Annotated in this window: 12 protein-coding genes and 1 tRNA gene; 6 read left to right on the forward strand and 7 right to left on the reverse strand. The window is 26.5% G+C overall.

Annotated features, from left to right (window positions below; genetic code table 11):
* The first annotated feature begins 17 nt into the window (after positions 1-17).
* Together E5R92_RS04045 and aroB are read left to right on the forward strand one after the other, a co-directional pair.
* Complete coding sequence (locus E5R92_RS04045) at positions 18-530, forward strand: shikimate kinase (RefSeq protein ID WP_168606820.1); 513 nt, start codon at positions 18-20, stop codon at positions 528-530.
* Positions 517-1,623, forward strand: a complete 1,107-nt coding sequence (gene aroB / locus E5R92_RS04050) for a 3-dehydroquinate synthase (RefSeq protein ID WP_168606821.1) — start codon at positions 517-519, stop codon at positions 1,621-1,623. The genes E5R92_RS04045 and aroB overlap by 14 nt, the downstream gene beginning before the upstream one ends.
* Here the strand turns inward: aroB and E5R92_RS04055 are convergent.
* A complete protein-coding gene (locus E5R92_RS04055) occupies positions 1,612-1,872 on the reverse strand; it encodes a BolA/IbaG family iron-sulfur metabolism protein (protein WP_229704497.1) in 261 nt (86 codons plus the stop codon). The two genes, aroB and E5R92_RS04055, sit on opposite strands and share 12 nt — an antisense overlap.
* Positions 1,873-1,897: 25 nt before the next feature.
* On the opposite strand from E5R92_RS04055, the gene E5R92_RS04060 reads away from it, so the two are divergent.
* Genes E5R92_RS04060 through E5R92_RS04070 form a run of 3 tightly spaced genes read left to right on the forward strand, consistent with a single transcriptional unit; the run spans position 1,898 to position 5,198 of the window.
* The gene (locus E5R92_RS04060) at positions 1,898-2,425 is read left to right on the forward strand and encodes a J domain-containing protein (RefSeq protein ID WP_006997453.1); all 528 of its coding nucleotides are present in this window, start codon (positions 1,898-1,900) and stop codon (positions 2,423-2,425) included.
* Positions 2,426-2,450: 25 nt separating this feature from the next.
* Positions 2,451-3,389, forward strand: coding sequence for a cobaltochelatase subunit CobS (gene cobS / locus E5R92_RS04065; protein ID WP_420887571.1), 939 nt, complete (start codon positions 2,451-2,453; stop codon positions 3,387-3,389).
* Positions 3,390-5,198 carry a cobaltochelatase CobT-related protein gene (locus E5R92_RS04070; RefSeq protein ID WP_168606824.1) on the forward strand — a complete coding sequence of 603 codons (1,809 nt, stop codon included), beginning with the start codon at positions 3,390-3,392 and terminating at the stop codon, positions 5,196-5,198.
* On the opposite strand, the gene E5R92_RS04075 is transcribed toward E5R92_RS04070, so the two are convergent.
* The 3 genes from E5R92_RS04075 to E5R92_RS04085 all read right to left on the reverse strand — a co-directional run bounded on the left by E5R92_RS04075 (position 5,195) and on the right by E5R92_RS04085 (position 9,459).
* Positions 5,195-6,475, reverse strand: a complete 1,281-nt coding sequence (locus E5R92_RS04075; protein WP_168606825.1) for an ActS/PrrB/RegB family redox-sensitive histidine kinase — start codon at positions 6,473-6,475, stop codon at positions 5,195-5,197. The two genes, E5R92_RS04070 and E5R92_RS04075, sit on opposite strands and share 4 nt — an antisense overlap.
* Before the next feature lie 2 nt (positions 6,476-6,477).
* Entirely contained in the window at positions 6,478-8,535 is a 2,058-nt protein-coding gene (locus tag E5R92_RS04080; RefSeq protein WP_168606826.1) for a DNA gyrase subunit B, read from the reverse strand.
* A 96-nt stretch (positions 8,536-8,631) separates the two neighbouring features.
* Complete coding sequence (locus E5R92_RS04085; protein WP_168606827.1) at positions 8,632-9,459, reverse strand: glycosyltransferase family 17 protein; 828 nt, start codon at positions 9,457-9,459, stop codon at positions 8,632-8,634.
* A 74-nt stretch (positions 9,460-9,533) separates the two neighbouring features.
* Between E5R92_RS04085 and E5R92_RS04090 the strand changes: the two genes are divergently transcribed.
* Positions 9,534-10,232: an FkbM family methyltransferase gene (locus tag E5R92_RS04090; RefSeq protein ID WP_168606828.1), complete on the forward strand. Its 699-nt coding sequence runs from the start codon at positions 9,534-9,536 to the stop codon at positions 10,230-10,232.
* A gap of 3 nt (positions 10,233-10,235) precedes the next feature.
* On the opposite strand, the gene E5R92_RS04095 is transcribed toward E5R92_RS04090, so the two are convergent.
* From E5R92_RS04095 to E5R92_RS04105, 3 genes are all read right to left on the reverse strand, one after another.
* Positions 10,236-10,325, reverse strand: a tRNA-Ser gene (locus E5R92_RS04095).
* 71 nt (positions 10,326-10,396) lie between these two features.
* On the reverse strand, positions 10,397-11,146 hold the full coding sequence (locus E5R92_RS04100) for a TIGR02466 family protein (RefSeq protein ID WP_168606829.1): 750 nt from the start codon (positions 11,144-11,146) through the stop codon (positions 10,397-10,399).
* 3 nt (positions 11,147-11,149) lie between these two features.
* Positions 11,150-11,926, reverse strand: a complete 777-nt coding sequence (locus E5R92_RS04105; protein WP_168606830.1) for an FkbM family methyltransferase — start codon at positions 11,924-11,926, stop codon at positions 11,150-11,152.

Genomic DNA, 11,926 nt, shown 5'->3' on the forward strand with positions numbered 1-11,926 from the left:
TTCAATAAAGAAAGCTTATGAATTCAAATAAAAACCTTGTTTTTTTAGGTATGATGGGGTCAGGTAAATCTTCTATTGGAGCTATGGTTTCAAAAAAATTAAACATTCCATTCATTGATATAGACAATTTAATTGAAGAACATGCTGGAATGACTATCTCAGAAATATTTGAAGCAAATGGCGAGGACTATTTTAGAAATTTGGAGGAAAAAATAACAATTAAATCTTTGAAACATAAAAAAGTTGTTGTTTCCTTAGGTGGGGGTGGTTTTGTTAATAATAAGATAAGAAAAGATGTTTTAACAAATCATTTTTCTTTTTGGCTTAATTGGGATGATTTAGTTTTAATTAATAGAATTAAAGGTAGCAAAAAAAGACCCTTAGCCTCAAAGTCAACTGAACAAGAAATTAAGGCCATTATCAACAAAAGAAAAAAAATATATTCAAAGGCTAATTTTAAAATAAACTGTAATAAATTAACAAAAAGTGAAATAGTAAAAACAATAATAAAAACATATGAGCTTAATTAAATTAAAAGTTAGCACTAACAGTCAGAAATATTCAATTATTATTGGAAACAATATCTTAAAAAAAATAAATAAATTTTTGAAAGAAAACTCTGTTAATTTTAATCAATGTCTTCTTGTAGTTGACAAGAATGTTCCAAAAAATTTAATAAAAGATGCTTTAAAATCTTTACCAAAAAGATCTGCTACAGTCCATTATTTTAATGCAAGTGAAAAAAATAAAAATCTAAAAAGTGTCAATAAAATCACATCAATTCTTTTAAAAAAAAATTTTAATAGAAATGATTGTTTGGTTTCTATTGGTGGGGGTATTACTGGTGATGTTTCAGGCTTTGCAGCTAGTACTTTTAAACGTGGCTTAAAGTTTGTTAATATACCAACCACACTACTTTCTCAGGTTGACTCATCTATTGGGGGCAAAACAGGTGTAAATACCAAATATGGTAAAAACTTAATTGGCTCATTTTATCAACCCTGTCTAGTTTTATCAGATATTAATTTTTTAAACTCTTTGCCAAAAAGAGAAGTTGTGTGTGGATATGGTGAAATTTTAAAACACTCCCTTATTGATGACAAAAAGTTTTTTAATTTTTTAAATAAGAATGGAGAAAAAATTTTAGAATTAAAAAGTCCCTTTATACAAAAAGCTATTCATCAAAGCTGCTTGATTAAAAAAAAGGTAGTTGAAGCTGACGAAAAAGAATTAGGTATGAGAAAAATACTAAATTTCGGACACACCTTTGCTCATGCTTTTGAGGCAACACTAAGTTATTCAGTCAAACTAAATCATGGTGAGGCGGTTATCCTTGGCATTAAAACTGCTGCTAAATTTAGCTTATTAAATAAAATTTTGAATAAAAAAGAATTTGAATTAATTAACAAGCATTTAAATAATCTAAATCTTCCAAGAAATATTAATAAATTTTTTTCACTAAAAAATTTAAATACACTTTTATCTTTTATAAAAAAAGATAAGAAAAATAATACAAAGAAAATTAATCTAGTTCTGCTTAAAAAAGTAGGTTCCCCAGTTTACAAATTACAATTTAGTGAAAAAACTATTAATCTTTTTTTAAAAAAAGAATTAACTAAGTAATATTTGAATGGAATGTATGTGTTCTTTCAATTCAACATCTAAAATATTATAGATTTTCTTGGTTGATTCTATTTTACTTAATCTTTTCAGCTCTTCAGATTTAATAATTAGTTTTAAATGAAACATTCCTTCTTGATTTCCTTTGTGATTTTTATGTAAAAAACTTTTATCTTCTAGTTTAAAATCTTGCATAACAATTTCTGCTTCAATTTTACTTTTAACAATTGCAATTAATTCGTTTATATTCATAAATAATAATTTAATACTATACAGCATGAAAAATATTTGTGATTGGAATAATTGCTTTGATACTGGTGAATATAAGGCGCCAATTGAGAAAGATAATAGCAAACGCTACAGGCTGCTTTGTTTAGCTCATGTTAAAGAATTCAATAAAAATTGGAATTATTTTAAAGGAATGGATGATGAACAAGTATTTGATTTTTTAAAGTCTGATATGACCTGGCACAAACCCACTCAGAGCTTTAGCTCTTCAGATAACTTTTTTAAAGTTCTATGGAACAATACTTTAAAAGATGAGTTTGATAAAACCAAACTTAGAGGTGAATATAACCATATGAATCAATTCAAATTTGATGCTAATGACATTAAAGCTTTTAGTATTCTAGGTGTTTCAGTTGGCCAAAAATGGGAACAAATACAAGATCAATTCAAAACTCTTGTCAAAAAATTTCACCCTGATATTAATTTAGGAAATAAAGAATACGAAGAAAAACTTAAATTAATTACTTTGGCTTACACTCAGCTAAAAAATACTTATAAGGAAAAAATTGACACCTAATTTAAATATACAGCCAGACATTAAGATGTCTTTAAAACAAAGTTTTGGAATTGATTCAGATATGGAAGTTGACGCTTTTTCTAAAAGAAGTGAATACGTTCCTGAAATAGATAAAAATTATAAATTTGATAGAGACACTACTCTTGCTATCATATCGGGCTTTGCGTTTAATAAGCGTGTCTTGGTTCAGGGTTATCATGGTACGGGAAAGTCTACTCACATTGAACAAATTGCAGCTAGATTAAACTGGCCTTGTATTAGAGTAAATTTAGACAGTCATGTAAGTAGGATTGATCTTATTGGAAAAGATGCAATTGTTGTAAAAGATGGCAAACAAATTACAGAGTTTAAAGAGGGTATTTTACCTTGGTCTATTCAAAACCCTGTTGCACTTGTTTTTGATGAATATGATGCAGGAAGACCAGATGTGATGTTTGTTATCCAGAGGGTATTAGAAGCCGAAGGTAATTTCACTCTTTTAGATAAAAATAAAGTTATAAAACAAAATAAATTTTTTAGATTATTTGCAACTTCAAATACAGTTGGTTTAGGGGATACAACAGGATTGTACCATGGTACCCAGCAAATAAACCAAGGACAAATGGATAGATGGAATATTGTAACAGCTTTAAACTATCTTAGTCTCGATAGAGAAATGGAAATCGTTCTTGCTAAAAATAAAAATTTAAACAATCCAAAAGGTAAAGAAAAAGTATCCAACATGATTAAAGTTGCATCTTTGACTAGAAAAGGCTTTATAGCAGGAGATATATCAACGGTAATGAGTCCAAGGACAGTACTTCATTGGGCTGAAAATGCTGAAATTTTCAAAGACACTGGTTATGCTTTTAGAGTTACTTTTTTAAATAAGTGTGACGATATAGAAAAAAATATAATAGCTGAATATTATCAGAGATGTTTTGGAGAAGAGTTGCCAGAGTCGATGGCTAATATTCAGATCTAAATGAGCTCAAAAGAAAATAATTTTAAAGAGCAATTTAAACAGGCATTAATTTCTACTGCTAAAGTAATTTCTGAAGATTATAAATTAGATGTTAAAAAATTAGATAAAAATTTAGGCAATAAGAAGAGTGATTTTTTTGATATAACTAATTTATCAAATAAAAATGATTTTGTTAGACTAAGAGCAGAAACTGATTCTGGTGCCTTAAAGAAAAAATTTTCAAATAAAGAAATATTTAATAAAAACCTGCCTAATAATCCTTCTTGTAAATCTTTATATAATATTGCTGAAAAAATCAGGTATGAACTTCTTGGGGGCAAAATACTTAAAGGTGTTGGGAAAAATTTAAGTGAAAATTATAATCAAAAAATACTTTCTAATCGTAAAGAACAATTAAAAAATAAAAAAGATGTTCCTGTTACTGAAGCTTTTGAGCTATATATGTTAAATAAATTCTTTAAATTAAAGCTCAATGATGTGTCTACAAAAATGTTAAATTTTTGGAAGAAAGAGTTTGACGAGTCTATTGATAAACATTTTGATTTTTTAAGTAAAAATTTAGAAGATCAAAATAATTATAGTTTAAAATTTTCAGAAATTTTAGAGAATATGGATGTCTTTGCTTCAGATAATGAAGAAAATAATGATGAAAACGATGAACAAGAAAATGAGCAAGACAATAAATCAGAGAACGATAATGACAGTCAGTCTGATGATAAAGAGGAAGAAAGCAAACAAGATGATAGTCAGACTAGCCTAGATGCTGGCTTTGATCTAAGCGACCAGCAAATGGAAGAACAATTAGAGGATTCAGATTCTTTGAAAGAAAGTGCAGAAAACGTTTTACAGAAAACAAATATTAATAATATTAATCAAGATTATAAAGTATTTACCACAGAATTTGATGAAATTGCAAAAGCAGAAATATTAGAAGATATAAAAGAAACCCAAAAATTAAGAAAAAATTTAGACCAACAGCTTGTTGGGTTTCAAGATTTAATTACTAAGCTTGCTAACAAGCTACAAAGGCAGCTCCTTGCAAAACAAAATAGAGCATGGGAGTTTGATTTAGAAGAAGGTTTGTTAGATAGCTCAAAATTAACTAGAATAATTATGGATCCTTACAATTCTTTATCTTTTATGAAAGAAAAAGATCTTGATTTTAAAGATACAATCGTAACTCTGTTAATAGACAATTCTGGTTCCATGAGAGGTCGGCCAATAACAATCGCAGCACTTTGTGCAGATATACTATCTAGAACCTTAGAAAGATGTTTGGTAAAAGTAGAGGTTTTAGGATTTACCACAAAAAATTGGAAAGGTGGTAAGAGCAGAGAGGCTTGGGCTAAAAATGATAAGCCCAAAAATCCTGGAAGATTAAATGATTTAAGACATATTATTTATAAAAGTGCAGACACGCAGTGGAGGCAGGCTAAAAATAATATAGGTTTAATGCTTAAAGAAGGATTATTGAAAGAAAATATTGATGGGGAGGCTATTTCGTGGGCCTATAATAGAATTAAAAAAAGAAAAGAAGAAAGAAAAATACTCATGGTTATTTCAGATGGTGCCCCAGTAGATGACTCAACACTATCAGTTAATTCAGGAGATTTTTTAGAGAAACATTTAAAGAAGATGGTTAAATTTATAGAAACAAAGAGTGACGTTGAAATTTTAGCTATCGGTATTGGTCATGATGTTTCTAGATATTATGATAAGGCTATTAAGATAACAGATGTACATGAGCTTGGAGATGTTATGGTTTCTCAATTGAGTGGCTTATTTGAAAACAAAAAGAAACTACATTAAAGTTTTAAAAGATCTTCATTTTTCCATTTGATATTAACTTCAGCCCCACTTCTTGTTTGAGAGTTTCTACATAAAATATTTGCATAATTTTTTTCAAGTAGAGTTTTGCCTATAAAAATTCCTAGACCCAATCCAGATTTTGATTTTATTGAAGACTTAACAGATTTAATATAAGGCTCACCAATTTTACTCAAAACATCTTTTGGATATCCTTCTCCATCATCTTCAATTATAACAGTTGTTAAATCATTATCACTTTTAATGTTAATAAAAATTTTATTTGCAGAAAACTTATTTGCATTACCAATAAAATTTCTTAGTCCATAAACAACTTCAATTGATTTAGTTATATTTAGTGGATTTGAATTTTGATCATAATTAACAATAAAATTTTTCTTACTTGTTTCCTGGTATGATTTTACTATTTCATTTACATAGTCTGCTATTGTTAAATCACCATCAATAAAATCATCTTCAATAACTGGGTTTAATGTTAATTTTTTTAAAATCTCACTACATCTTTCTATTTGACTAGATAATAACTCAATATCCTTTTTAACATCTTCATTATCTTTAAATTGTTCCAGTAAATCACTGGATATAATCTTCATTGTTGAAAATGGTGTGCCTAATGAATGTGCAGCAGCAGCAGCTTGTCCACCTAATGATAATAATTCATGTTCTTTTGACATAATTTCTTCCATTTTATTTAGTGCCTCTTTTCTTATTCTGGATTCTGATCCAAAGGTTGAAGCAAAATAATTCAAAAAAAGTAAAGCAATAATTAACGCTATTGGAATAGAATAATAATAATAGCTATCTACATGAAAATGTTCACTAATTGGATAGGGTAATGGTTGATTAAAAAAGGTAAGAAAAATAACTACTAAAACTGTTAAGCTAACTAACAATAAATTGCCTCTAAAACCTAAATTAGACGATGAAAATATAGCTGGGATAATCAAAAAAACTGAAAAAGGATTTATAATTCCACCTGTTAAATAAATCAAACAACTCAGTTGTAAAATATCAATAGATAAAAAAATAAATGCTATCTTATCAGTTAGTTGAGTGTTCTGATTGATATAGACTAAATAAAGATTACTTAGTATTCCAATTAGAATTATTGAATTTGCTAAAATTAGATTAAATCTAAAATCAAAAATAAAATAAATAAGGTTGACTGTTATAAGTTGACCAATAATAGCAATCCATCTTAGATTGATATAAGTCGATTTTTTTAATGAAAAGTATTTTGAAGTTTCGAAAAACTTCATTATTAAATGTCTAGATTTTGAACATTAATTGCATTTGAAACAATAAAATCTTTTCTTAATGCAACATCATTACCCATTAATGTGTGTATCAAATCTTGATCTTTTTTTATATCTTTTGAGTACTGTACTTGTAATAAATTTCTTGTTTCTGGGTCTAATGTAGTATTCCATAGTTCATCTGGGTTCATTTCTCCTAATCCCTTAAACCTCTGAATACTCATTCTAGATTTTTCATCTTCATAAGATCTAGTAAATTCTTTTGTTCCTTTTTTAATTTTTTGTAATTCTTTATTATTCTTTAAAATATAATCTTCTAACTCTTTTTCATCTTTAATATAAATGCCTTTTGTTCCCTTATTAATCTTAAATAAAGGTGGCTGTGCAAGATAAACATGCCCATTTTCAATTAATTTATTAAATGGTTTGTTATTAAAGAATGTTAGTAACAATGCTCTAATATGAGAACCATCAACATCGGCATCAGTCATGATAATAATCTTTCCATATCTTAAATCTTTCAAATCAATATCTTCAACTTTTGGATCAAGACCAAGTGCATTAATTAAAGTCACAACTTCATTAGATGACATCATTTTTGCTAAAGATTTTGTTCTATGTTCGCTACCATCTCTATTGCTATTCTTTTTAAGAACAATCTCTTCCACATAAGTATTAAGAATTTTACCTCTTAGGGGTAAAACAGCTTGATTTGATCTATTTCTTCCTTGTTTAGCAGAACCACCAGCAGAATCTCCCTCAACAATAAATAATTCAGTTCCTTCTTGTTTGCCTATTTGACAATCTGCTAATTTTCCAGGTAAGCCACTTAATTCTAAAGCACCTTTACGTCTAACATTTTCTCTAGCTTTTCTAGCAACATCTCTTGCTAGAGCTGCCTGCATTACTTTAGCTAAAATAATCTTTGATAAAGTTGGGTTTTGATCAAACCATATTGAAAGTTTTTCACTAACAATACTTTCCACAATCATTCTAACTTCTGATGAAACAAGCTTATCTTTTGTTTGAGAAGAAAATTTAGGATCAGGTATCTTTGCTGAAATTACGCATGTAAGACCTTCTTTAATATCATCTCCTGAAATGGTTAACTTGTTTTTTTTTAGTAAATTATGCTCTGTAGCATATTTATTAATTACCCTAGTAAGAGCACTCCTAAATCCTAATAAATGCGTACCACCATCTTTTTGATAAATGTTATTTGTATATGGGTAAATGTCCTCTCCATAACTTGCATTCCACTTTAAAGAACATTCAATTTCAATATTGTCTTTTTTTCCCTCAATATAAATAGGTTTTTTAAATAAATCATTGCCAGTTTTATTTACAAGTTTCTCTCTTTTTTCATCTAAAAAATCAACAAACTCTAAAACTCCTCCATCAAACTTAAATACAATTATTTTTTCTTTTTTTTGATTTAAGTCATTAACTGTTATTTTAATTCCCTTGTTTAAAAATGCGAGTTCACGCATTCTTTTAATAATTATATTTGGAGTAAATTTTATTGAAGAGAATATTTCTTTTGATGGTAAAAATGTTATTTGTGTTCCTGTGTCTTTTGATTTTCCTATAACCTTAAGAGGTGCTTTTGAGGCTCCATCTTTAAACTCTATAAAATATCTATTTCCATCTCTATCTATTTCTAACTTTAATTTTTCTGATAATGCATTTACAACTGAAACTCCAACACCATGTAAACCACCTGATACTTTATATGAGTCGTGATCAAATTTCCCTCCAGCATGAAGCTGAGTCATAATAACTTCTGCAGCAGACATTTTTTCACCCTTATGCATATCAACAGGTATTCCTCTACCATCATCTCTAACTGTAATAGTTCCATCAGAATTTATTTTAACATCTATATTTTTACAGTGCCCTGCTAAAGCTTCATCTATAGAGTTATCAACAACCTCATAGACCATATGGTGCAAACCTGTTCCATCATCGGTATCACCAATATACATTCCTGGTCTTTTTCTAACTGCCTCAAGACCTTTTAAAACTTTGATAGAGTCTGCCTGGTAAGTTGATTTGTTTGTCATAATTAATTGAAAGAATGTGTACTTTTATATCATTTTTACAAAAATAATCACAAATAATTAATTCTGTACATTGCTCTTCAAAAGTTTATTTAATGCTTAATTGACATCCAATAAACTTCTATATTTATCAATATTTTGCACCACATAAGTGGGGAGGTTAATTTCATTAATAGAAAGTTTATTTAATTCAATTTTTTGTTTAATTTCAATAGATTTTAGTTCATCTATACATTTTTTAATATAGTTATCATTATTTACAATAGAATTATTTAATTCTGTATGCGCAAAACTTTTTAATTTATTTTTTATAAAGTCTAAATCTCCTAGCCAAGTAAAATGCCATCCACCATTATTAATAATTTTGAAATTTCTTTCATAATTGTTTGAAAACAATAATTTATCCAATCTATAAAACTTATATCTTTTATGTGTTTTTAAATTTCTTAACCATTGAGGGCTTTTTAAAAACTTTTTTTGACAGGCTCTTGTTCCATGCCAGCTTGATATCTTTGCTCCAAAATTTAGTTTATAGAAAAACAATCTTTGATTAAATACAATTATTTTTTCATTATAATTACCAAAGTTAACATTCTCTAAATTTGGAATTTCATCAAGATCAGAAATCAATACAATATCATCTTCCTTTGCTTGATTTAAGCAATTTGAAATATAGTTTCTTTGATAATTTTCTTTTTGCCAGGGGTTTAGACCTACTGGAAAACTACTAATCTTTTTATATATAATTTTTTCTTTAAATTCTGGATATTTGTTAATTTCAAATATGAGATTTTTTTTATTACCTGAATGTGTCTCTTCACTTTCTATAATAACAAAGTGATCCACAAATTTATTTAATACATTAAATCTTATCTCTAACAATTTTTCTTCATTGTTAAACATAAAACAATCAAAAATTTTATTCATATTTATAAATATTAATAGAAGTATTAAGTTTTATATTATATTTTTAATTTTTTAAAATATAATAATTATAATTTATGCTTTATATACACATGGGTGCAGGTGCAGGAGATTTGGATTCTAAAGCGAATTTCAGATGTGGCTTTACAGAGTTTATAAAAAAAAATTATAAAAATAATGATGTGATATTTGCAGTCGAAGCAAATAAATTAAACATAAAAAAATTAAAAAAATGCTGGAAAAATTATCCTAAAACAAAAATTTTAAATTTAGCTATAACTGGAAATTATTTAGATAAAAAAAAGAAAACACTTTATTACACAGAACAGGATAGTCCGCATTATCAAGTGTGTTCAATGGATATTAATCATGTAAAAAAACACTATCCAAGATCCATAATTAAAAAATTTTCAATTGACGCTATAAAAATTAACCAATTTTTTAAAAAATATATAAAAAAGAAATGTATTAATTTTTTAAGTTTAGACCTCGAAGGAGTAGATTATGAAATAGTTATGTCAATTAATTTCAAAAAATATGATATTAAAAACCTCTCCGTAGAGCATCTTCACTTAACAAAAATACAAAAAATTAAAATGATTCATCATCTAAATGTTAATGGTTATTCTTATTGTGGATCAGGATATGATCATAATAACTTTGATTACTTATTCAAAAAGAAAAAGATATTATTTAACAAAATACTTTCTAGAGTACTTTTTATAATAAGTAAGAAACATTTGAAAATTTTTAATAAATTTTTATTTAATAAATAATATTGGCGGAGAGAGTGGGATTCGAACCCACGGTACTTTTAACAATACACATACTTTCCAAGCATGCACCTTAAACCCCTCAGCCATCTCTCCATTAACTTTTTAACTTAGCACAATTATTTAAAATTGATTCCTAAATATTGACAAAATCATAAATACTAAATTTAAATTTTGAAAATTAAATCAAATGGTAAAGAAATTCTATCAGTAATATTTGGATCTTTGTTTTGAACACTATGCTCTAAGTATGAATTAAAAATTATAAGATCATTATTTTTAGGTTTAAATAAGTATTTATCACCAGTAAATGTATTTTTTTCAATTTTATTTAAACTCAGATTATACTTATAAATATCCATTTCTTTTAATGGGTTAAATATTTCCAATCCAGAATTAGGACTGTTGGGATTTACTTTTAGATAAAGAACTCCTGATAAGTCAGAGTCAAAATGACTATGCTTATTTATAATACCCGATTGTTTTGTTATCACAAACCACATTTTGATAAGGTCTATTTTTTTTGAGTTAAAAATATTATCTATATTTTTACTTACAAAATTTTCTATACTTTTAGAAGTATCCATGAATTCTTTTTTTTTATTCAGATTATGTTCAGATTGAAAAATATTTTTATGACCATCATTAGTAAATTCGTTTACATCAAATAAATCCTTATAGTTATAAATACTATTTATAATATCTCTAGTTTCAAAATCATGATTAAAAATGAATATTTTTGGTCTATAAAAGGCCATCAATAAATCTTTATCAAAACGTCTTTTTCTTTTTTTAAAAAAATTATAAAAAGAAATCCTTTTTCTTTCTTTTTTTGAAAATATTGAAATAAGTTTTGAAAAATAAACAGCTAATCTAAAAAAATTACATAAATATAAAAATTTTGGAAAGTTTTTCACTTATTAATTATACCAATTTTTATCTAGAAATTTTTCCTTAACATTATTAACTGTTTTACTATCAAATTTATGTGGAAGTATAGAAAACTTTGAAGAAAAAATTTTGACTCTATTTTTTCTAATAAAAGTCATTTCAATCATGTCTGGCACCAAATAATTTCCAATTTTTTTAATTTTACTAATATTATTTATATGTAGATGGCAAACATAAAAATAATTATTCAATTTATTGATTACTTTATCAAAAAGGTTCAGAAATATATCATTACGCAAGTGTCTTAAATCATGAAATTCAATTACTAAAATTCTTACTTTTTTTAAGTTTTCTTCTGAAATATCAATTAGACTAGCATACTCATCACCCTCAATATCTAATTTTAAAATTATGTCTTTATCATCCTTTATTATCCAATCATTAATGGATATTTCTTCATTATTTGATACTAAGCCTAATTTTTTTTTAAAAAATGAAGCTTTATTCGGCAATATAGTTTTTTCTATTTCATTAAAATCTAGCATGTTAGATTTAATTAAATATCTTGTTTCTAAATCTTTTTCGAATTGAGTCAAAAAACCTACTCCTGCAGAATAATTTTTATCAATACCAACAAAATCATCAGGCACTAAATATCCACCATCATTTTTTTCACCTAGTCTTATTAGTGAAGCATCAATCTCGTAGGGTAATAATTTTTTTAAAGTTTTTGAAATTTTTTTTTCGGACGATTTTTTTTCCACATACATTTTAAAAATATCAAAAAATTTTTCTTTTAAATTCAT

It is taken from the genome of Candidatus Pelagibacter giovannonii (assembly GCF_012276695.1).
GTDB classification, from domain to species: Bacteria; Pseudomonadota; Alphaproteobacteria; order Pelagibacterales; family Pelagibacteraceae; genus Pelagibacter; species Pelagibacter giovannonii.

What these genes read in the sequence shown, in the direction of transcription:
- E5R92_RS04045 (WP_168606820.1), top strand. Translation starts at nt 18, where the DNA reads ATGAATTCAAATAAAAACCTTGTTTTTTTAGGTATGATGGGGTCAGGT.
- aroB (WP_168606821.1), top strand. Translation starts at nt 517, where the DNA reads ATGAGCTTAATTAAATTAAAAGTTAGCACTAACAGTCAGAAATATTCA.
- E5R92_RS04055 (WP_229704497.1), bottom strand. Translation starts at nt 1,872, where the DNA reads ATGAATATAAACGAATTAATTGCAATTGTTAAAAGTAAAATTGAAGCA.
- E5R92_RS04060 (WP_006997453.1), top strand. Translation starts at nt 1,898, where the DNA reads ATGAAAAATATTTGTGATTGGAATAATTGCTTTGATACTGGTGAATAT.
- cobS (WP_420887571.1), top strand. Translation starts at nt 2,451, where the DNA reads ATGTCTTTAAAACAAAGTTTTGGAATTGATTCAGATATGGAAGTTGAC.
- E5R92_RS04070 (WP_168606824.1), top strand. Translation starts at nt 3,390, where the DNA reads ATGAGCTCAAAAGAAAATAATTTTAAAGAGCAATTTAAACAGGCATTA.
- E5R92_RS04075 (WP_168606825.1), bottom strand. Translation starts at nt 6,475, where the DNA reads ATGAAGTTTTTCGAAACTTCAAAATACTTTTCATTAAAAAAATCGACT.
- E5R92_RS04080 (WP_168606826.1), bottom strand. Translation starts at nt 8,535, where the DNA reads ATGACAAACAAATCAACTTACCAGGCAGACTCTATCAAAGTTTTAAAA.
- E5R92_RS04085 (WP_168606827.1), bottom strand. Translation starts at nt 9,459, where the DNA reads ATGAATAAAATTTTTGATTGTTTTATGTTTAACAATGAAGAAAAATTG.
- E5R92_RS04090 (WP_168606828.1), top strand. Translation starts at nt 9,534, where the DNA reads ATGCTTTATATACACATGGGTGCAGGTGCAGGAGATTTGGATTCTAAA.
- E5R92_RS04105 (WP_168606830.1), bottom strand. Translation starts at nt 11,926, where the DNA reads ATGAATTTAAAAGAAAAATTTTTTGATATTTTTAAAATGTATGTGGAA.